At 56.5% G+C, this 20,957-nt stretch carries 14 protein-coding genes; 9 read left to right on the top strand and 5 right to left on the bottom strand.

Annotation, left to right across the window (positions count from 1 at the left end; all coding sequences use genetic code 11):
* Positions 1 to 292: 292 nt before the first annotated feature.
* The gene (gene hisD, locus H6G62_RS11650; RefSeq protein WP_190495247.1) at positions 293 to 1,582 is read left to right on the top strand and encodes a histidinol dehydrogenase; all 1,290 of its coding nucleotides are present in this window, start codon (positions 293 to 295) and stop codon (positions 1,580 to 1,582) included.
* A gap of 57 nt (positions 1,583 to 1,639) precedes the next feature.
* The gene (locus H6G62_RS11645; RefSeq protein WP_190495245.1) at positions 1,640 to 2,098 is read left to right on the top strand and encodes a universal stress protein; all 459 of its coding nucleotides are present in this window, start codon (positions 1,640 to 1,642) and stop codon (positions 2,096 to 2,098) included.
* A 9-nt stretch (positions 2,099 to 2,107) separates the two neighbouring features.
* Here H6G62_RS11645 and recJ read toward each other — a convergent pair whose 3' ends face one another.
* Entirely contained in the window at positions 2,108 to 4,333 is a 2,226-nt protein-coding gene (gene recJ, locus H6G62_RS11640; RefSeq protein WP_190495243.1) for a single-stranded-DNA-specific exonuclease RecJ, read from the bottom strand.
* 115 nt (positions 4,334 to 4,448) lie between these two features.
* Between recJ and H6G62_RS11635 the strand changes: the two genes are divergently transcribed.
* The 4 genes from H6G62_RS11635 (at position 4,449) to H6G62_RS11620 (ending at position 9,585) form a co-directional block, all read left to right on the top strand.
* Entirely contained in the window at positions 4,449 to 6,155 is a 1,707-nt protein-coding gene (locus tag H6G62_RS11635) for a glycosyltransferase family 39 protein (protein ID WP_190495241.1), read from the top strand.
* A gap of 280 nt (positions 6,156 to 6,435) precedes the next feature.
* On the top strand, positions 6,436 to 7,383 hold the full coding sequence (locus H6G62_RS11630) for an anti-sigma factor antagonist (protein WP_242051944.1): 948 nt from the start codon (positions 6,436 to 6,438) through the stop codon (positions 7,381 to 7,383).
* A gap of 118 nt (positions 7,384 to 7,501) precedes the next feature.
* Positions 7,502 to 8,461, top strand: coding sequence for a Ycf66 family protein (locus H6G62_RS11625; RefSeq protein WP_190495238.1), 960 nt, complete (start codon positions 7,502 to 7,504; stop codon positions 8,459 to 8,461).
* Positions 8,462 to 8,592: 131 nt separating this feature from the next.
* Positions 8,593 to 9,585, top strand: a complete 993-nt coding sequence (locus tag H6G62_RS11620; protein ID WP_242051943.1) for an NAD(P)-dependent oxidoreductase — start codon at positions 8,593 to 8,595, stop codon at positions 9,583 to 9,585.
* Between the two features lie 21 nt (positions 9,586 to 9,606).
* Here the strand turns inward: H6G62_RS11620 and sppA are convergent, their stop codons facing one another.
* Positions 9,607 to 11,463 carry a signal peptide peptidase SppA gene (gene sppA / locus H6G62_RS11615; protein WP_242051942.1) on the bottom strand — a complete coding sequence of 619 codons (1,857 nt, stop codon included), beginning with the start codon at positions 11,461 to 11,463 and terminating at the stop codon, positions 9,607 to 9,609.
* A gap of 10 nt (positions 11,464 to 11,473) precedes the next feature.
* Entirely contained in the window at positions 11,474 to 12,187 is a 714-nt protein-coding gene (locus H6G62_RS11610) for a hypothetical protein (RefSeq protein ID WP_190495236.1), read from the bottom strand.
* Between the two features lie 608 nt (positions 12,188 to 12,795).
* Between H6G62_RS11610 and H6G62_RS11605 the strand changes: the two genes are divergently transcribed.
* Both H6G62_RS11605 and H6G62_RS11600 read left to right on the top strand, forming a co-directional pair.
* Positions 12,796 to 12,954 (top strand): hypothetical protein, encoded by a 159-nt coding sequence (locus tag H6G62_RS11605; RefSeq protein ID WP_190495234.1) that lies wholly within the window; start codon positions 12,796 to 12,798, stop codon positions 12,952 to 12,954.
* Positions 12,955 to 13,040: 86 nt separating this feature from the next.
* A complete protein-coding gene (locus H6G62_RS11600; RefSeq protein ID WP_190495233.1) occupies positions 13,041 to 15,260 on the top strand; it encodes an AAA family ATPase in 2,220 nt (739 codons plus the stop codon).
* Positions 15,261 to 15,476: 216 nt separating this feature from the next.
* On the opposite strand, the gene recG is transcribed toward H6G62_RS11600, so the two are convergent.
* Positions 15,477 to 18,044 (bottom strand): ATP-dependent DNA helicase RecG, encoded by a 2,568-nt coding sequence (gene recG / locus H6G62_RS11595; protein ID WP_190495231.1) that lies wholly within the window; start codon positions 18,042 to 18,044, stop codon positions 15,477 to 15,479.
* Positions 18,045 to 18,598: 554 nt separating this feature from the next.
* Here recG and H6G62_RS11590 point away from each other — a divergent pair.
* Positions 18,599 to 19,870: a hypothetical protein gene (locus H6G62_RS11590; RefSeq protein WP_190495229.1), complete on the top strand. Its 1,272-nt coding sequence runs from the start codon at positions 18,599 to 18,601 to the stop codon at positions 19,868 to 19,870.
* 225 nt (positions 19,871 to 20,095) lie between these two features.
* Here the strand turns inward: H6G62_RS11590 and H6G62_RS11585 are convergent, their stop codons facing one another.
* Positions 20,096 to 20,719, bottom strand: coding sequence for a DUF4145 domain-containing protein (locus tag H6G62_RS11585; protein ID WP_190495227.1), 624 nt, complete (start codon positions 20,717 to 20,719; stop codon positions 20,096 to 20,098).
* Positions 20,720 to 20,957 lie beyond the last annotated feature (238 nt).

Below are 20,957 nucleotides of genomic sequence, written 5' to 3'. Positions count from 1 at the left end.
CTTGATCTGGATATAACATCTTAGCACCAGATGTTGCCATTCAACAGAATGATGACAGGATTTTCTGAGCCATTCTCAAATTTTGGCAGATTGAGCAGGCTTATCCGTTTGCCCCGTTTGCATAGCCGCCCTAGAACGGCAACTTGTCGGGGGGCGGAAGGCAAGTTGCCCAATAAATCGACTATCCTGTATAGAACACAACGACTAACCTAGGTTCAAGACTGGGGAGCGTTGGGGGACGATCCCCAGGGCCACCGTTGACCGTCGAATCTATCCGAACCCATCCGCCGTAATGCTGCGCATCACTCATCAGATCACTGAGGCAAGGGCCGAGTTACAGCGTATCTGTGCCCGCACCCACGACGATCAGGTTGTTCACAAGGAGGCGACCGTTCGCGAGATCCTGCACGCGGTTAAGCGCCAGGGAGATCAAGCGCTGGTGCAATATACCCAGGACTTTGACCGGGTGGCGCTGACCCCAGAGGGTTTGCGGGTGACGGGGGCGGAACTGGATGCGGCCTATCAGCAGGTGAGTAAGTCGCTGCTGGATGCGCTGCGGGTCGCCTGTCGCAACATTGAAGCCTTTCACCGTCGGCGGTTGCCGAAAAGCTGGGTGCAGTTTGAAGACAATGGGATTGTGCTTGGGAAACGATATACCCCGGTGGATCGAGCGGGAATTTATATCCCTGGTGGTCGCGCCGCCTACCCCAGCACCGTGCTGATGAACGCCATTCCGGCCAAAGTGGCGGGGGTGTCCCGCATTGTGATGGTGACGCCCCCCGGCCCCGACAAGGCCATTACCCCGGCGGTGCTGGTGGCAGCTCAAGAGGCAGGAATTTCTGAGATTTACCGCGTGGGCGGTGCCCAGGCGATTGGAGCCTTGGCCTACGGGACCGAGAGCATTCCTGCGGTGGATGTGATCACTGGCCCCGGCAATATCTATGTGACCTTAGCCAAAAAGCTGGTGTTTGGCACCGTGGGCATTGACTCCCTGGCGGGGCCGTCGGAGGTGTTGGTGATTGCCGATGACAGCGCTAACCCCGACCATGTAGCTACGGATATGCTAGCCCAGGCGGAGCATGATCCCCTGGCGGCGTCGATTGTGATTACCACCAGTGCCTCCTTGGCAGAGGCGGTGGCGGCATCGGTGGCCCGTCAGCTAGCGGATCATCCCCGCCAAACCCTGACCGAGAAATCCATCGCCAACTACGGCCTTGCGGTGGTAGTGGACACCCTAGAGCAGGCGGCGGATCTGTCGAATCAGTTTGCCCCGGAACACCTCCAGCTTGAGGTGGCCGATCCTTGGAGTCTGCTGGATCACATTCGCCATGCGGGGGCCATTTTCCTCGGCCATTCCACCCCGGAAGCCATTGGCGACTACCTGGCGGGGCCAAACCACACCCTGCCCACCTCCGGCGCAGCCCGCTATGCCTCACCCCTCTGCACCGAAACCTTCATGAAGCATTCCAGCCTCATTCAGTACACCCCCAAGGCCCTTCAGGAGGTCTCTGAGGCCATTGCCGTGCTCACCGAAGCCGAGGGCTTGCCCTCCCACGGTCAATCGGTGTCGGATCGGGTATAGCCTGGACGAGTTGGCGTACAATACCTGTTCAGCCGTTGCCAAGGGGTTAGGGTGCCTGTGTTTGACGTTGTTCTGATTGCCTTAGACCGTACACCCTTTGACCAAGCGGTGATGGTGGCAGCCCGACAGCTGCGGTTGGAGGAGGACGCAACGGTGGTTTTTGTCCATGTGTTGCCCTACGCCGAGGACACCGCCGGACAGGATGCATATCGGCCTCTGCCCCCTGATCACGACTTTCCCCACGGCCAGTTAGAACAGTACCTCCGATCCTGCGCCGATCAGTTGGCCGATCCGCCATCGGGTCAGGGATCCAGTCTAGAGACTCGGTTTGAGATCGTCCAGGGCAATGCTGAAACCGAAATTATCCGTTTGGCCAACATTCACCAGGCCGACTTGGTTTTGTTGGGCAGTCGAGGCCTGACGGGGGTGGATCGGATTCTGGCAGGTTCCGTGAGCAGTCAGGTGGTGGCCGATGCGCCCTGTACGGTGATGGTGGTGAAGCCGCCCATGGACTAGGACGGGCCACTAGCCTAGACGACCCATGGCATAGCGCTGGCGGAATTGCTCCTCTGCGATGGCTTCTAGGAAGTGTTGTAGGGGCTGGGGGTCGGTAGGGGCTGGTGGGGCCATCGTGATTTGGATGCGATCCGGTGCTTCGGTGGTGAAATGGGGAGATAGGCCAACTGACGCTAAGGCCCGCAGGCCAAGGTCTAGGGAAACCTCTGAAATTCTCAGGCGTTCCCTCAGGTGATCGCGGGGCACAGCGATTTGGGTGCGGGCTAGGTATTTGGCCATGCCGACTAACCGCTGCCAGACAGTGATGGGGGACTCGGTATGTCTGGACTCGGTGTTGGCGGTTGGGCTAGCGTCTAACCGTGGTAGGGGGCTAGCAAGGAGGCCAACATCAGGAATTAGGCCAACATCAGGCTGAATGATGCCCAAATCCTCGGCGGCAGGGCGCACATCCACCAGTTTGAGGTGGTAGCCTTGGCGCTGGCTGTGATCCAACTCCACCACCACATCACAGCGACCGTCAGGAAGTTCTTCTTTGTAATGCCCCCACCATTCCCCCGGAAAGCCAGTGGTGGCGGTATCGTCCCACAGTTCAAACTCGGTTTTGATGAAGCTGACCCCCTGGTTGGTGGCATCACGCAGATTGCGGTGGAAGGTGTTGGCAAACCAGGCATTCCGAATCAGCAAACGGGGGACGGGATGCCCCATACCGTAGGGTTCCAGTAGTTTGAGTTCTCGGAATAGATCTTGCCCCAAGTCTGTCACGGCAACCGTTAGATCAATCGTCAGACTCGGTTGAGGGATGCCGCTACCCAGCGCTTCCCGCACCGCTCGGTTCATCGCTGTCGTGAACATGGCCAGTCGTTCCACGGGCAGGGTTAGCCCAGCCGCAAGGGGATGGCCGCCAAAGCTGGTCAGCAAATCGGCTTGGGATTGGAAGATCTCGTACAGGTCTAGCCCTAGAACAGATCGGGCCGATCCTCGTGCGAGTCGCCATTCTCCGTTATCCATAGGCGGGTCTATGGTGAGCAGTAGGGTGGGCCGACCGAGGGCTTGACTCACCTGCCCAGCCACCAAGCCCAGAATGCCCGTAGGCCATTGTTCATCGGCCAGAATGATGCAGTGAGTCGTGGCCAAATCGATGGCGGCAACCCGATCCATCACCTGACGGTAGAGATCTCGCTGTAGCCCCTTGCGACGGGTGTTGGCCAGTTCGGCCTCGTAGGCGAGTTTGCGGCAGCGGTCGGCATCTTGGCTGGTGAGTAGTTCCACACAAAAGCTGGCGTCGCCATGGATACGGCTGACGGCATTGATGCGCGGCCCCAGCCCAAAGGAAATATCCGTGGGCCGATCCCCGGTCTTTTTGCAGAGGGTCAACAATTCTTTAACCCCTGGTCGCAGGTAGGGAGGGTTGTCCGCCAGGTGGGTTTGAAGTCGCTGCAAGCCAAGCTGGGCCAGGTAGCGACAGTCCCCGGTCAAGTTCACCAGGTCAGCAATCAGGCCAATGGCCACCAGGTCTAGGAGATGGTCTAGGGAAAAATTTGGGGGAGACTCCAGCGCCTCATACAGCGCCTCCACCAGTTTGTAGGCCACGGCGACGCCGGACAGGGTCGCCAGGGGATGATCCGCCGGAAAATAGCGAGGGTTGATCAACGCCATGGCGGCAGGTTCCACCTCCGGTAGGGTGTGGTGATCGGTAATGATCACCTCCATGCCGAGGGCTTGGGCGTAGGCTACCTCCTCAAGGTTGGTGCTGCCCGTGTCGCAGGTGACAATCAGCCCCGTGCCCCAATCCCGCACCTGATCCAGGCCCGCCTTCGATAGGCCATGGGACTCCCGTAGCCGATTGGGAATGTAGTAGCGCAGGGTATTTCCCTGGTCGAGGATCTGGCCTAACCCATCCCACAAAACGGCGGTAGCGGTGACGCCATCGGCATCAAAATCCCCCCAGATGGTGACGATTTCCTGGTTCTCGATGGCCTGCTTGAGGCGGTTCACGGCCTTGACCATCGGCCCCCCAAAGGCACTGGCGGGGGTGGGGACGTAGGCGGACTCGTCGATAAAACCGTCGATGGCATCGAGGGAAATGATCTGTCGTTGCCAAAGCACCTGAGCCGCCCAACCCGTCAGAGGTAGCGGCGGTTCTCGGTGGGAAACCGCCCCTTGCACCGCCCTATACCATGCCTCCGGGGTCGGGGGAGAGGCGGCATTGAGCCACAGCGGCGGGGACAAATCCATGGCGACACCCAGCAACATTCGACACCGAATCCAACTCCGAGAACGGCCATCGGGCGGCGATGTATCCAGGGCTAATGATATAACCTACGAAGGTTTTTCTAGGACGTTAGAACGGGTGAGACAATACCTTAAACGCCTGAACGGCAGTCTACGTGGGGTCGCTGGACAGAGCTGGCTGTGGCTGGTGCTGTGGACGGGGGCGTTACTGCTGATCCACCATCCCCACCAAAGCCTGATGGCCTACGACGAAGGCTATTATGCCCAACAGGCCCGCTGGATTTTGGACAATCAAGATGGGGTCACCGTGGGCTGGTGGGGCCAGCCTGTGTTCGACCGCACCATTGGGGCGAATTGGTTGATCGCCCTGAGTTACCTCGTGTTTGACCGCAGTGAATGGTCGGCCCGTCTGCCCAGCATGGTGTTTTCCCTGGGGGCGGTGGTGCTGACCTGGCAGATTGGCCAACGGCTGTGGCCTCCGAGTACGGGGCTGTGGGGGGCGGCAATTTTTACCGTGATGCCCCTGTGGATGCATTCCAGTAAGCTAGCGACCCAGGATGTTCCCCTAGTTTTTCTAGAACTGCTAGCCATTTGGGGACTGCTTCAGGCGGAGGATCACCCCCGGCGACGCGGGTGGTGGGGCGGTCTGGCGGGGGTCGCGCTGGGCCTGGGCTTTTTGATGAAAAGCGTGATGATTTTTCTGCCCATAGTGGCACTGCTGCCCTACCTGGTGTGGGGTCGCAAAAGCCATCGCCATTTGCAGAACCCAGGGCTATACCTCGGCTTGGCTCTGGGAATCGTACCGACCGCATTCTGGCTAGGCGCTAGCTCGGCTCGCTATGGCTGGTTACCCTTTCAGCACCTGTTTGGCAAGCTTCTATTTTTGGCCCAAGAGTGGAATCAAAGCCCCGTCCCCACCTTCAACCCCGCCGCTTCGATGACCTACTACCTGTGGCACATTCCCGCCACCACCTTTCCCTGGATGCTCTTTGCCTTGGTGGGAGTCGGCTTGGTCTGGCGCAACCCTAGCATGGGCCGTCGTACCCTGTGGCTGGGCTATCCGGTGGTGCTGTTTATCCTGCTCAGCCTGTTTAATACCCGCACTTGGTACTACTCGCTGCAACTTTATCCCTTGGTGGCCCTGCTAGCGGCGGTGGGGTTGCAATATCTGGGGCGTTGGTATCGGTCACGGGCACCCCATCGCTATCGGGTGGCGGTGGGCCTCAGTTGGGCGATTGGGGTGCTGGGGCTGCTGCTGGCGTCTGCCGGGGTGGCGGTGTTGCTGGCCCCTGGGGCTCTGTTTACCCCGGAGTTGCGGGCCTACGGCTGGCTGGGCATGGCGGGCGGCGTGGGCTGGCTGCTGCCCTGGGGCTTAGCGGTGGGGCGACGCTCTCCCGTGTCTCAATCGCAACAGCGGGTCTGGCAGTGGAGCTGGCTATTGGGGCCATGGCTGCTGATTGCCGCCACCTTTGCCACGGGCCTGTGGGGCAACTACAACCCCGCCCTCAAGGCCAGCCTTGCCACAGAACCGACGGCCTCGGTGCTGGCCCAAAATGCCGTGTACTTCCTGCAACCCAGCGGCGACCGCGACACCATCCTGCTCACCTTCTATTCCCCTAACCTGGGGGTGGCTATTAGCGACTGGGCCGACCTACCCCCAGGGGAGTATGCCTGGGGCAATGGTCAACGCTTCCCCGTCCCCACAGAGCAGGGCTACGACATAATCGCCACCGTGGGCACTTGGCACTTGGTCAAGGCACCGCTGGCCCCCATCAATCCACAAGCGCCACAGCCACCGGAGGAGGAAACGCCCACCTTGCCCTAATCCCCCTGGCTACCACGACCCGCGATCAAATCTGGGACACCAGTCGGATCACGAGGCCGTTGAGCAACCGCTGTGTCTTGACCGAGGCGATGGGGACGCGGATGGTCGCCAAGAGGGTTGAGTTCTACGCAGGGTTCTGGGCGTAACGTTACGCCAACGTTACGCCATCGTTAACCTACATCTTGTCGTCCCTGGTTCTCTAGGGGATACTTGTATGACCTCAGCCTTTGCTTTTAATCAGGATGCCCCCCACTCAGTCGCCTAGGACGAGATTACCTTGTTGACTTGTGTTGTTTCAGTACCTCCTAACTTAACGGTGGTCGAGGCGGTGGAGTTTGAACGCCAGGTGAAGGCATACTGCAAGCAGCAGCCCTCGCCGCAGACTATTGTGATTGACCTCAGCGATACCACCTTTATGGACAGCAGTGGGCTGGGAGCGCTCATGATCTCCTACCGAGCCTGCCAGCAACAGCACATTGCCATAGTGCTGCGGGGCGTGCGCGAACAGGTGCGCATGGTGCTGACGATGACCGACCTGGATCAACTGTTTACCTTAGAACCAGGTACCAATGAAGCCGATGTGGCCTCACCAGAGGTCAAGTTTGCGGAGATCACCACCCATCCTTCCGTTCATTCCAAGGGGAAACGGGCCATGGATATTGTGGGGGCGCTGGTGGGGCTGGGGATTACCGCTATTCTGGCGATTCCGATCATCATCGCCATCAAACTGGAGGACGGTGGCCCCATTTTCTTCAAGCAGGTGCGCTGTTCTTGGCTGGGTAAGCGGTTCTACATTTGGAAATTTCGCTCCATGGTGACCGATGCCGAAGCCCTCAAGGCCAAGGTGAAAAATGAGGTGGAAGGGCCGCTATTTAAAAACGAAAACGATCCTCGCATCACCAAGGTAGGTCGTTTTCTGCGCCGCACCAGCCTCGACGAACTGCCCCAATTTTGGAACGTGCTGAGGGGAGAGATGAGCCTCGTAGGGACTCGCCCCCCCACCCCGGACGAAATTGAGCAATACAAAGTGCCGGAATGGCAGCGTCTAGATGTGAAGCCGGGAATGACGGGGGAATGGCAGGTCAACGGTCGCTCTAGTGTGAAAAAGTTCGAGGACGTGATTCGCATGGACTTGGACTACCAGAAAAACTGGAGCCTGATGTACGACGTGAAGCTGATTCTCAAAACCATTCTGGTGCTCTTTTCCAAAAAGGCCGGAGCGGCCTAGCCCCCCACTCCACCTCCCCAAACCGGAATCCCCCCGATTCGCTCAGAATTTGGGATCGGGCCATCGCCAGACCTGCGATAGAGTGGGAGGGATGCAGGATGGACGACGGGGGTGGGACATGGCCATACAACTATTGTCCGGGGTCTTGGCTGGGTTGGTGGGGCTGGGCAGCGTTACCCTTTACCTGGCGGCTTTTTTCTTCCCAGAAGTCCACCGTCGCCACGACTTTTTTTGGAGTGGGGTGGGCTGTTTCTATGCGCTAATTCTGTGGCTGGATGCCAGCCAGATCACCCCGACGGAACTGGTCGGACATCTCGCTAGCATTAGCCTGATGGGCTGGCTGGGCTGGCAAACCCTCACCCTGCGCCGCAAGCGCACTCCCGTCGCTCAGCAGACCCCCTACACCGCCGATTCCTGGCCCACCTTCCGCCGCGAAATGACCGCCCTGGCCCTAGATATTCTGCGCCAAACGCCCCTGCGCCGATGGTTGCCCACACCTGCCGCCGCCACGGTTCCTATGGCAGGCATTCGGGTATCGGCATTGAAGGCAGTGGGGTATGAATTCGTCGATCCGGTGGAAGGGCCGGAGGAGTCCTCCATCCCCAGAATCTTGGAAACCTCGGCAAGGACGATAGAGCCCTCAGCCTCCCCACGCCCCCAAATCGCCCAGGCTAATCAGCGCTCAACCGCCACTACTGCTCCCTCCCAATCCGCTAGCCCTAAAACGGGCATGACCTGGGGAGAGCGTGGCCAAGGCTTGGTGACCTGGGTGCAGGACTTGGTGCGGGCCAAAACCGCCCCGAAGCCTACAAAAACGGTGATTGACATTCCCCCACGCCCCTCCTCCCTGGCGAAGCGGTCAGCTTCCCCACAACCGTCACCTCCACAACCGTCACCCCCACAGCCAGACTCCCCAAATCAGGCAGAGGACGTGGATACAGCCTTCGCCCCAACGACTTCGGCCAAGGTTCCTCCAGAAAAGCCACCGCTAGACCGCTATCCCCAAGACACCCAAGTGACCCAAAACACCCAAGCGGCCAGCAATTGGGACGATGAAGCGGACGAGGACTGGATCTAGCCTGCCGCCAATTTCCCCGGTATTGAGGGCAACCGTGACGGCTAGACTTGGATTTCATCCCGCCACAGGTGAGAATAGGGGAACGGTCACCTTGCCGATAGCATTGATTGATTAAGGATTACGAGAACAGTTTGGATAATTCAGCATCGAATCCCACTGCCCAAGGCTCACTTCGGGTCTTGATGACCGGAGCCAGCGGTTGTATTGGACACTATCTCCTTGAACTGTTGTTGCAGGTGGATCGCTACGACATTTACCTGCTGTTGCGGTATCCCGAAAAGTTGCGCCTGCCCGTGGCGGATCACCCCAGGGTGCATATTCTCCAGGGCGGTCTAGCAGATATTGATCAGTACGCCGATCTGCTCCCCACCATACAGATCGCTATCCTCACCGCTGCGGCCTGGGGAGGGGATGAGGAGTATGTCTTTGGCACCAATGTGCGCCACAATCTGCGGCTGATGTCCATGTTGGATCCTGACCGCTGCCAGCAGGTGATTTACTTCTCCACCGCTAGCATTTTGGATCGTCACCGCCAACCCCTCGCCGAGGCGGGCACCCTTGGCACCGACTACATTCGCAGTAAGTACGAGTGCCACCAACGGCTCCCAGAACTAGCTATCTATCCCAAAATTACTACGGTGTTTCCCACGCTGGTCTTCGGGGGCGATAAGGACAAACCCTACTCCTTTATTTCGGCGGGGTTGCAGGATGTGACCCGCTGGGTGGGGCTGGTGCGGTTCTTCCAGGCCGATGCGGGCTTCCATTTTTCCCATGCCCAGGACATCGCTACGGTCGTGAACCATCTGATAGAGCACCCATCAGACCAGGGGTACCGGGAATTTGTGATTGGGAATCCGCCCCTGTCTGTGAATCAGGCGGTGGAGCAAATTAGCGACTATTTCGGTCAGCGTATTTGGTTTCGGGTACCCCTGTCCCTGGGGTTGGCCAATCTGTTGATTCAGATCTTTCGGGTGCAAATGGCTCCCTGGGATTACTTTTGCCTGCAATATCGCCACTTTGTCTACCAGGGAGCCGTCAACCCGGCCAGCTTTGGCATGGATCCCTACTGTGCCACCCTGGCGGATTTGCTGCGAGTCCACGACATTGCAGGCCATCCCCCTTAACTCACAATCCCGCCCTGGGTATCAATCAATCCTGAGGGTGAAGGGCAGTCGCATGTAGAGTCCGCGTGGGTCGTTGAGGGTCTGCACAAGGGTGAGGTGCTCTCCCCAAATCTGCTGGACTTGGGCTGTGAGGGGATCGGGGTTGGGTTGGGCCTGGGATCCGAGGAAGGTGGCCCAAAATTGTTGCCAGTCGCTCGGTTCGGGGTAGCTGACTAAGCGCCAGTCGTCGCCCAGTTCGGCCAGTTCGACGGCTTTTTCAAGGGCAACCTGAAGCCCCCCTAGTTCATCCACCAGCCCTAGATCGTAGCTGGCTTGGCCCGACCACACTCGGCCCTGGGCCAGATCGGCCACCTGGGCACGGGGCAACTGTCGGCCTGCTTCTACCCGATCTAAAAAGGCACCGTAGAGGGAGTCAACGGTGGATTGGAGAATAGCTAGTTCTTGAACGGTCTTGGGGCGGGACAGGGTGAACATATCGGCCAGTTCAGCGGTTTTGACGGTCTCCCAGTTAAAACCCACGGTGTCGCTGAGGTCTTCTAGGTTGAGGAAGAGGCTAAACACCCCAATCGACCCGGTGATGGTACCGGGTTGGGCCACGATGGCATCGGCACTGGCGGCAATCCAGTAGCCGCCAGAGGCGGCCACGTCCCCCATGGACACGACCACGGGAATGCCCTCGGCCTGGATGAGCTGCACCTCCCGCAGAATCACCTCCGAGGCTAGGGCACTGCCGCCCGGACTGTTGACCCGCAGTACGACGGCCTTCACCTGGTCATCCCGGCGCAGTTGGCGGAGTTGGTGGGCAAGGGCATCTCCGGCAATCAGGCCGGGACTTAACCCATCGGTGCCGCCTTCGCCATAGACAATCGGGCCTTCGGCATAGACCACCGCCACCTTGGCCTTGGCGGTGCGGTTAGCCCAGTCATCCTCCACGGTGGTGGCGTAGGTGGGTAGGTCAATCTGCCGAAAATCAGCCCCTTCCTCCTCCCCATCGGTGGCCTCTTCCCCGGTGAGTTCCCGCAGAGCCGCTACCACCTCATCTTCGTAGGCCAGTTCATCCACCAACCCCTGGGTTTTTGCCGCCTCTCCAAATAGAAAGCCTTGGGTGTTGGCGATGGCCTGAATCTGCTGGGGAGTCAGGGATCGGGCCTGGGACATATCGCTCAGCAGCCCTTGCCACAGGTCTTGCAGGAGGCGCTGGGTCTGCTCTCGTTCCTCTGGGCTCATGGCGTTGTTGGTGAAGGGCTCCACCGCCGATTTATAGGCTCCGGTACGGGTGACCTGTACCCCAACCCCCAGCTTTTCTAGGGCATCGGCCTGGTACAGAGTTTCGCTGTAAAGCCCATTCATCTCCAGTTCGCCAAAGGGATGCAAGTAGAGGGTATCTGCCAGGGAAACGAGGGCATATTCCCGTTCGCTCCAGCCGACGGCGTAGGCCAGGATGGGTTTGCCGGATTCCTTAAAGCGAGTGATGGCCTGGGCGAGTTCCTGCTGATTGGCCAACCCAATACCCAAGGTGGTCGGACTGCCCTTAAGGTAGAGGGCCACAATGCGATCATCCTCAGCGGCGGCTTCTAGGGCGAGAACGGCCTGCCGCAGAGCGACCTGGGGGGCTATCGGGCCATTGAGGACAAAACTTTCTGGCCCCTGAAAGGTGGGGGAATCGGGGACTAGGGTGGCCAAGTCGTAGATCAAAACCGAGTCTTTTTCCACCGTAGGAACGCCCCCGTCTCGGGCGAGGCTAGCGATGAGCACCCCCATTAACCCCATCGCCCCCAGGGTGATCAAAAAGCCCGCCAGCAGAAAGAACAAAATCGACCCAGTGAGGCTGGCTAGGGTGTACTTCAAAAACTGCCGCATGGAAGAGGGCTCGCGCAAGGGTGTTGTTTTACTGTAACCCCATTGGTGTGGCGGTGGCCTGCTTTACCCACAGGGCCAAGCCGCCCCCTCGACCACGGGCCGCGAGGTATTGTTCGGTGGCGGCAAAAAAGGCGAAAAAGGGCAGCTTGGCGATGGGGATGGTGGCAAAATCCTCGGAGCTAGACCGCCCCTTAATGGGAAACTTAAACAGACGCAGACCGCCCACAGAGACCTGCAACTGCACAAAATCAAAGGCCAGTAGGTTTTGTTTGGCCAAAAACTTGGCGGGGCCACTAAATTGCAGGGCCAGGGGACCAAGCCGAATTTGGTTTTCGATGGTTAGCCGATCTGGGCTTGGGGACGCTGAGGTTGGGGCGTCCGCCGTTGACGAATCTAGGACTGAGGTGTCTGGGATCGAGGCGTCCGACACTGGGCCAGGGCTGACGGGAACAGAACGGCTGAAGCGGATGGTACCTGGTACCAAGACAGGCCAGTAGAAGCCTTTGCCCGTGGGCACTCCCGACTTATAGGCGGGCTTATTGGGGGCTGTAAACCGCAGTTGCCACTGGCCGAGGAGCGACTCCAGCGCCAGGGACGGACGGGGATGTCTTGCCGCTCGTTCGGTATCCAACAACGCCTGCACCACCTGGGGCGACTGGGGGCGAGGGCTCGTCCGATCCGCTACTTGGTTGAGGAGATTCGAGGTGGTAGCAGAGGGGGTGGACATCGCTTGTGGAATCATGGTTTCCTCCAAAACAGCACCGACAGGGATAAGCCTTGGCGATCTGAATCTGGCCCTACTTTTATTATGGCAGTTTTCCCTATCCCCCATCCCCCCGCCAGGACAAACGCATACTCGATGAGCACAGATTAGCAATCTCAATGAGGAACGTCGTCTCATTACTCACCTTTTGGGGCCACCCGTTGAACGTTATTACAATGCCTCTGGTGAGTGATTTGTCAACCTGCGGAATGTAGGATCTAGAGTCAGGTAGGCTAAATACAAGCTATAGCGGTTCTCGATAGCGTGAGATACACCGTTGCTGGGTTCTAGATCCCCCCAGTACCTAGCGGTCTAAGGCTCACTCTTTACCTCCCTTGATAAGGGGGCAGGGGAGATCATCGCAACGTACTTCAACCCAGTGAAATCTGCCATAGTGTTCAGTCAATATATTTAATATATTTATTGACGGCTAAGATAAGGCCACAACTACTGATTTAGAAGATTTTGGCGCAAGCGTTACCCGTCATTGATTTCTTGACTGAGTACTAGGTCACTTAGCTTAGAGTATCCAAGACCCAGGTAAATCTTTCAGGACGGCTGGCCAACTCCGCGAACCCCTGCTGTGGGTGATCGACTTTGCCAACCCCGACCATAACGACTTCCTCGCCGTGCGCAAACCCTGGATTCAGGGGCCGATCTATCTCCGCTGCCCCGATCTACCCCAAACCTGCTACCGCACCACACAACATCACCAGGCTACCCGTAGACGACGACTCGAAGGATGAGGTGGAACGCCTTTCTAAGGTGGTGTATTTGCCTGTGTTCCAGCAGTATATAAACCGGAACATGTGTATCGAGGGTTGGCTTAACTATGGATCTGTTCGACCACAACCGCCAAGCCCAGATTGACCGGGAGGCTCCCCTGGCGGCACGGATGCGGCCTCGTACCTTGGATGAGTTCGTTGGTCAGGATGCGGTGGTGGGGCCGGGGCGGTTGCTGCGGCGGGCGATTCAGGCCGACCAGTTGTCGTCGTTGATTTTCTTTGGCCCACCGGGGACGGGCAAAACCACCCTGGCCCAGATCATCGCCAACACCACCAGCGCTCACTTTATTGCGGTGAATGCGGTGCTGGCCGGGGTGAAAGACCTGCGGGAAGCCATTGCCCAGGCCCAGGACTTGCGGGGGCGCTACGGTCGCCGCACGATTTTGTTTGTGGATGAGGTGCATCGGTTCAACAAGGCTCAGCAGGATGCGCTGCTGCCCTGGGTGGAAAACGGCACCGTGATTTTGATTGGAGCCACCACGGAAAATCCCTACTTTGAGGTGAACAAGGCCCTGGTTAGCCGCTCCCGCCTCTTCCAACTGCAATCCCTGGGGCCAGAGGAATTGCGGCAGGTCGTCCACCAAGCGTTGACCGACCCAGATCGGGGCTACGGCAATCGGCCCATTCACCTGGAACCGGAGGCTTTGGATCACCTCGTCAACGTAGCCAATGGCGATGCGCGGGCCTTGCTGAATGCCCTGGAATTGGCGGTGGAAACCACTCCGGCGGGCGACGACGGCACCATCACCATTCCCCTCACCGTGGCCGAAGAATCCATCCAGCGGCGGGCGGTGCTCTATGACAAAGAAGGGGACGCCCACTTCGATATCATCAGCGCCTTTATTAAAAGCGTGCGTGGTTCCGACCCCGATGCCGCTCTGTACTGGCTGGCGCGGATGGTCTATGCCGGGGAAGATCCTCGGTTTATTCTGCGGCGGCTGATTATTCTGGCCAGCGAAGATGTGGGTTTGGCCGACCCCCAGGCGGTAGCGGTGGTGACCAGTTGCGCCGACGCCTTCGACCGCATCGGGATGCCGGAGGGGCGCTATCCCCTGGCCCAGGCGACCCTGTATTTGGCGACGGCCCCCAAATCCAACAGCACCATGGGCTTTTTTGACGCCCTGGCCACGGTGGAACGGGAGCGCGAAGCGGCAGTCCCCAACCCCCTGCGGGACGCCAACCGCGACAAAGCCGACCTGGGCCACGGTCAGGGCTATCTTTACCCCCATGCCTACCGCGATCATTGGGTGGCGCAGCAGTATCTCCCGAACGGCCTCCAGGGGCAGGTGTTCTACGAACCTTCCAGCCAGGGCTACGAGGCGGCCCTGCAAACCCAGGTAGCCCAGCGACGAGAGGCCCAACTAGCGGCCTTGGTGGATGGCTCCAGTGTGTTGCCGGACGTGCTGACCTACAGCCCCGATGATCCGGCCCGTGATCGCTGGCTACAACGTACCCTCAGCCAAGCCGGAGCCCAACTCGGCCAGGTGCGAGATCGTCTGTTTGACCTCGCCCCACCCCAGCGTCACCATCGGGTGTTGGATCTCCATGCCCGTACCGGATTGCTGACCTGGGAAGCCCTACGCCGTGTGCCCGAAGGTCAGGTCTACGCCAGGGTTCACAATGCCCAAGACTACGAAGCTCTCACCGAACAAAGTGCTACCCTGCCTGAACTTCACCGTCCCGTCCTCGTCCATGCCGACTATGAAGCCCTCTCAGCCTACCTCTCGGCCCACAGTCCTGATCTGGCCTTTGAGCGCATCGTAGGCCGCAACGCCTTTGGCCAAGCGGTGAATCGTGAGCGCTTTGTGGAAGTGCTGCGCCGCTGGCTAGCCCCTGGAGGTGTCGTGCTGCTGGTGGAAACCATCCCCCGCCACAGCCAGCGCATTTCTAGCCTGGTGGATACGAGTACCCTCAGCAAAGCCTTGGTCAAACGCTGGCAGCAAGCCGAGGAAAAAGCCTTGCAATCCAGCGACGATCCCCGCTTTAACTGGCAAGCCAACACCCTAGAAACTCTACTGCATCAAGTCGGATTTACGGCACAGTCGTCTACCGACCGACTCCACACTAGAATCTACCTGTCCGAAGCCCTGTTGCAGCGCTGGTTTACGGTCAGCCATCAGCCCCCTAGCTATCGCGACCAACTTGCCCCCTACTTGTCAGAAAAAGATTTAGCCACTATCCAAACCCTCTGCCAACGCCAGCTTACAGGCCAAACCATCCACTGGCAGTCCTCGCTCACCTACCTCCAAGCCAGCCTGCGGGAGTAATACCAAATCCTGCTTGGCTACCCCCGATTTCCCAGGGGTGCATTGCGGATCATCAAATCGATCAGGACGTTGCCAGACATGGTTGGAGCCGCGAATTCACCCTACGTTCTGCCTTTTGGAAAACCCCGATTCCCAGCCCAGCAAACCGTAGGGACGCGGTCTCCTCGCCCGTGTGAGCCGGGGGCAAGCAAGCCGAATTGAGTCTCAGCGTTGGGTTTAAGTCATAATTGCCCCGCCCATAAATTTGTCGTAGCGACGCTGGAGTTCCTGGGCCAACCGAGGATAACGGGCCAAGGTAGAGTCTTCATTCAATAAAGCTTCCGCCGCTTCACGGGCCAGCATCAGTACGTCCTGGTCTTCGATCAAACTCGCCAAGGCCAGGTCAGGTAAGCCGGATTGCCTTGTACCCAGCACTTCCCCCGGCCCCCGAAAGCGCAGATCCATTTCAGCAATAAAGAAGCCGTCCTGGGACTGTTCTAGTACCCGCAGCCGTTGCAGGGCATTTTCGCTTTTGCTGCTGCTGAGTAGTAAACAGAAGGATTGCGCCGCCCCACGGCCCACCCGCCCCCGGAGCTGGTGCAGTTGCGACAGGCCAAAGCGTTCGGCGTGTTCAATCAGCATCACCGAGGCGTTGGGCACATCGACGCCCACTTCCACGACGGTAGTGGAAACGAGGATATGGGTCTCCCGATTGCGGAAGGCGGTGATGGCCGCGTCCTTTTCGGCGGAGGACATTTTGCCGTGGAGCAGGCCGACGGTGAACTCTGGGAAAATCTCCTCCGCAAGGCGCTGGTGTTCGTCCACGGCAGATTTGAGGTCGAGCTTTTCGGATTCTTCCACCAGGGGCAGCACCACATAGACCTGGCGACCCTGAGCAATTTCCCGCCGCATCAGGTCGTAGGCGTGGGTGCGGTCTTTGTTGGTGAGCAGGGTAGTTTGGATGGCCTTGCGTCCGGGGGGCAGTTCGTCGATCTGGCTGACGTCCAAGTCGCCGTGTAGGGTCAGCGACAGGGTGCGGGGGATGGGGGTGGCGGTGAGGGTGAGCACGTGGGGATTGGCCCCTTTTTGCATCAGTCGCGCCCGTTGTTGCACGCCAAAGCGGTGCTGTTCGTCGATGCTGACCAGGCCCAGGCTACAGAACTGTACCGGGTCTTCGATCAGGGCATGGGTGCCAACTAGGACTTTCAGTTCCCCGGTGGCCAGTTCGCCCAGGAGTTTGCGGCGTTTGGCGGCACGGGTCGATCCGGTCAGCAGTTCCACGGTTAGGTGCAGTTGGTTGAACCACTCCACCAGTTTGCGATAGTGCTGCTCGGCGAGGACTTCCGTGGGGGCCATCAACGCCGCCTGGTAGCCCGCCTGAATCGCCGCCAACATCGCCACCACCGCCACCACGGTTTTGCCGGAACCCACATCCCCCTGCACCAGGCGATTCATGGGGATGGGCTGCTGTAAATCGGCCAAAATGTCGTTCACCACCCGCTGCTGAGCGTCGGTTAACTTAAAGGGCAGGATGCCGTAGAACCGATCAATCAACTCCCCGGTGGGGGCCAGGGTGATGGCGGTTTGCTGCTGGCGCTGCTGTTGCCGACGACGCAAAAGGCCCAGTTGCAGATAGAAAAACTCGTCAAACACCAAACGGCGGCGGGCCTGGGTGAGGTTTTCCTCGTCGTCGGGGAAGTGGATCTGGGCGATGGCCTTATCCAACGCCACCAAGCCCTGCCGCTGCCGCACATCCACGGGCAGGGGGTCTTTTAGCAATGGCACCGCTGGCAACGAGGCCACCACCACCTTTCGCACCAGATCCGCCGTCACCCCCTCCGTCAGCGCATAGACGGGCACCAGCCGCCCAATGGTGAGGGATTCGATGCGGTCGCTGAGGCTGTCCAACACCTCTAGGTGCGGATCCTCCAGCGTCATGCCATACTTGCCTTCCTTCACCAGCCCCGAAGCCGCCACCACCGCCCCCTGGGGATACTGGCGCTTTTGCTGCTGCTGCCAACTGGGCGTGGCGTAGCGGTTGCCGGGGTAAAACCGATTCAGCTTTAGGTTGCCGCTGCCGTCCGACAGTTGCAGCTCAAAAATGGTCAGATTCTTATTGCGCGGACTGGTAAAACAATTCACCCGCCGCACCGTTCCCACAAGGGTCACGGTCTCCCCCGGTACCAGGTCGCGAATTTTCACCTGCTGGGCATAGTTGATGTGGTCGCGGGGATAGTAATAGAGCACATCCTGCACGGTGAACAGGCCCAGCCTGGCCAGCCGCTCACTGTTCTTGGGGCCGATGCCCTTCAGGTAGGTGAGGGGCTGATCTAACCCAAAGCCAGAACTGCTGGGACTCGCCGCCACCTGGGCCGTCTTGGGGCTACGCTTCGGCGTTTGGCTCGTGGTCGTTGAGTCTGGGGATGATCCCCCACGGCCAGAGGCTCCGCTAGTCGTCGATGCCCCCGATTCCCCGACCGTTTGGCCCCGCTGAGCTTTGGTCTTACTGAACTGCTCTAGCAACCGCTGGGTGCCATACAAAAACCGCCGCGTTTCCGCCACCAAATGCTGCCGCTGGGCAAAGCCCAAGTCCCCGTAGTCGCTATACTTTTGGGCCAAATCCTGCCAAGACCGCTGCTGATCCGGCGGCAACACTCCCGGCGGCTGTTGCAAACTGTCTCGCAAAAACTCGCTGAAGGTCTGATGTTTGCCCACCAGGTCGTTAAAGCCGCTCTCAGCCTCCACCGAGAGCGCCCGTTGTAAGCGCCCCCAGTCGGGTGAAGTCGGTTGCAGATCGGACACCATAGGGCAGGAACACAAATTGCCAGCGCTAATGATTCTAGGATGCCTCAGGGGCAGGGTGATGGATCATGGCTATATAGCTTCTGTCTAGCACTCCTCACCACATAGCTTGCATAGCGACTCCTTCATGATTCTTTACCTTACCGATAGATACTTTCAGATCAGCCTGGGAATGCTAGATCTAGATTCAGATGATAAGGGTCTGGTTGACTGACAAAAGTGGATTGCGGACATCTGAGTGTCTTGCTGCGTGGTAGTTTCGGAGATTGAGACGAAATAAAAAGCTTATATCAATACTTTAGAAGGAGCACCATAGTCTATCGCCTGCAAGATTTGTGAGCAAAAGGCTCTAGTCTAATACCAATCAGACATGAGGATGAGCATAAACCAGGGCATGGAAGGCCTGTGAATCAAGGGTTTCAGCTCTTTAGGGTTTGTCCAGCTTCATAACGTTTTGGTATGATTTTCTTTCACTTACTTTCATATTAGATTGGTATAGCACAAGCAAACTGCGTCTGGATCGCATCCTAATTTTTGCCCTGTTTAGGTTAATAGTCATGGAAAATTCTCTTCTAAGCTCAGCTAAAAATGGTGATGTTAAGGCTATTGAATCTTTAATAAATTCATCCTTAAAAAGCAAGAAAATGGTAGCTCGTGTTACTCACGCAGGTTCTGTCCTTAGGGTGAGAGTTAGATCGGAGATAAAAATCGATCAGTTGATGGCTGACTATATTTTCAAAGGTATTGGCAAAATTCAACCGAAAGGATTCAAAAAACTAATTGTTGAATCAGAGACATTAGGAGGAGATACAACCTGGTCACTTAGCCTTGAGTTGGATTCTGGCAATATTCAAACCTTACCTTCTGAAAAAAAGAGAAGTCACGACGTAAAAATTCTCACTTTTATTGGCCTTTCCGCTTTAGCCTGTCTCACCTTGTTCCTGTGGCTGGGATTCTCTCTATTTTTTTGGAATTCAGGTTTCTTTTCAGATCCAGGTAAGGAGCATTGGATTAATTCAGAAGAGAAAATGAAGATTGGGCTCGAATATCTTAATTCTGGAAATCTTCCAATGACTGCGGAAGCCATAGATGAGGCTATGATAGAGCTTGAGAAAATACCAGAAAACAGTAGTTATTATGATGATGCCGTAGGGTGGATAGAATATTTCAACAATTTCTTGGCAGACATACATGCATGGGAATTAGAACAATCATACGCAATGGCAGGCAAGCTCAAAGAGGGACTAAGATCATCTGATCCTGACGCCATGTTTTTCTCTGATGTTAGAGTTGATTCAAATGATGATTCAGAATTTAAGTCTTTAGTGCTTGAAGTAACAACAGCGTGGGACTACCAAACCAGGGAAGTACAGAATCGAGTAGCGACAGAGATCTGGAGCATCTGGGCAGAAGCTCGTACGCCTGAGGATACTAGTCAGGCATCGCTGAAGATAGTAACTACTGACGGGAGAGTTGTAGGAGGATATACACCTGGCAATGGTGTTTATCTCAATAATCCTAATCCTAATTTTTCTTCTCCCGCTGTAAATCCTTCGTCGCAGTCTGTAAATCCTTCATCGCAGATCGAAGCCGATCTTCAGAATTATGATTTTGCTATTGCACAAGCTATGGCTCAGAGTCGTGCGGAAACATCTCGATTAATACTTGAGATGTATGGAGAAATGGGGCGTAATCGATCTCAACCCTATTATACAGGAGGTGGGAGCATCTTTAATTCCTTAGATCCCTGTAATTATCCTTGGCAAACCGATAGTCTTGGAAGATCTTGCGGTGGCAGGGCAGCTAGTGAAAGAGAAGGTGGCCAATAGAAAGTTCTTAGGATAGATTAGTTTTTGAGGTGCGCTAGTGCCCAAAAAAAGCATCTTTTCTATATAGCCTTTCTCTTAAAGAGTACCTCGAAAAATACAAATCTTGTTGAAAATATGCACGAGATTTCAGTAGTTTTAGGCTCTTCAGATTCGCAATAAGGAAATTAATCGAGATGCCCTTTTGTTTGATGATTAGAACAAGTTGCTGCAAGGCTGTCTTGATTTTTATCTCGACTCAGCGTTCTTTTTCTTTAAACTATCAAGGACTTGTTCAGAATTTCTATCAAGCATAGGAAGTTCATAAAGGTAGCTAAGAATCATTTGGCAAAGTTTCTCTAGAATAGGAATTTCTTCCTCTGTTAACTCACCCATGAAAGCGTGCGCACCAACATTCCTGAAATCTTTGAGGCGACGAGCAATACTGAATAACTTATCAGGAATCTTGCCTTTTTTCGACATTTCTTGAAGAGAATTATATAGATTTCCCTTGACGACTGTTTCCTGATCAATACATACAGATTCAAGAGTTCTTCCTAGTAAAACCCCATAGGCATTCGCATCAATACTTTTCACTGTCAATGCCGCTTTATATGCCTTTCTGACTTTCTCAGGAAAGTGATATAACTCATTGGAATCTAAATTATGTGTTGCCCCTATGAACTGAGGATATAAAATCTTATACTCTACCTCTGGCTCTAGATGATCATCCCAGAGATGTTTGCGTAAAGTTACTTCCTTACACGCTGGGCATAGTAGTAAATCATAATATGCTTTTAAGCTAGAATAGTAGCCATCGCCATGATGTGTTGATTCAAGAGGAACTGGAAGCTCATCAACAACAACTTTCATGGAGACATCATTTTTACAGTGTCCACATTCCATTTTTATATATCTTTCTTGATTTTCGCTTCTCATGGTAAAAGATGATGTCTGCAAAGGAATAGAGTGTATTAGCATTATTATAGGGCTTTCTATGTATAGGGCACCTCGATTAATTGAGTATCCAGGGAATTGCCGTCTCAAAAAAGAACACAGTGAGACAGAAATAACCTTTCTATCGCACTGTGTCAGTCGTGATTAAAATGAA

Source organism: Phormidium sp. FACHB-1136 (assembly GCF_014697375.1).
Taxonomy (GTDB): Bacteria; Cyanobacteriota; Cyanobacteriia; order Phormidesmidales; family Phormidesmidaceae; genus Nodosilinea.
Note: the sequence above shows the minus strand (reverse complement) of the source record. Positions and strands in the feature narration are given on the sequence as shown.

Bases quoted from the DNA above. Each gene is read 5' to 3' on its own strand.
- hisD (WP_190495247.1), top strand. From the start codon at position 293: ATGCTGCGCATCACTCATCAGATCACTGAGGCAAGGGCCGAGTTACAG.
- recJ (WP_190495243.1), bottom strand. From the start codon at position 4,333: ATGGATTTGTCCCCGCCGCTGTGGCTCAATGCCGCCTCTCCCCCGACC.
- H6G62_RS11625 (WP_190495238.1), top strand. From the start codon at position 7,502: ATGGCCATACAACTATTGTCCGGGGTCTTGGCTGGGTTGGTGGGGCTG.
- H6G62_RS11610 (WP_190495236.1), bottom strand. From the start codon at position 12,187: ATGATTCCACAAGCGATGTCCACCCCCTCTGCTACCACCTCGAATCTC.
- H6G62_RS11600 (WP_190495233.1), top strand. From the start codon at position 13,041: ATGGATCTGTTCGACCACAACCGCCAAGCCCAGATTGACCGGGAGGCT.
- recG (WP_190495231.1), bottom strand. From the start codon at position 18,044: ATGGTGTCCGATCTGCAACCGACTTCACCCGACTGGGGGCGCTTACAA.
- H6G62_RS11590 (WP_190495229.1), top strand. From the start codon at position 18,599: ATGGAAAATTCTCTTCTAAGCTCAGCTAAAAATGGTGATGTTAAGGCT.
- H6G62_RS11585 (WP_190495227.1), bottom strand. From the start codon at position 20,719: ATGAAAGTTGTTGTTGATGAGCTTCCAGTTCCTCTTGAATCAACACAT.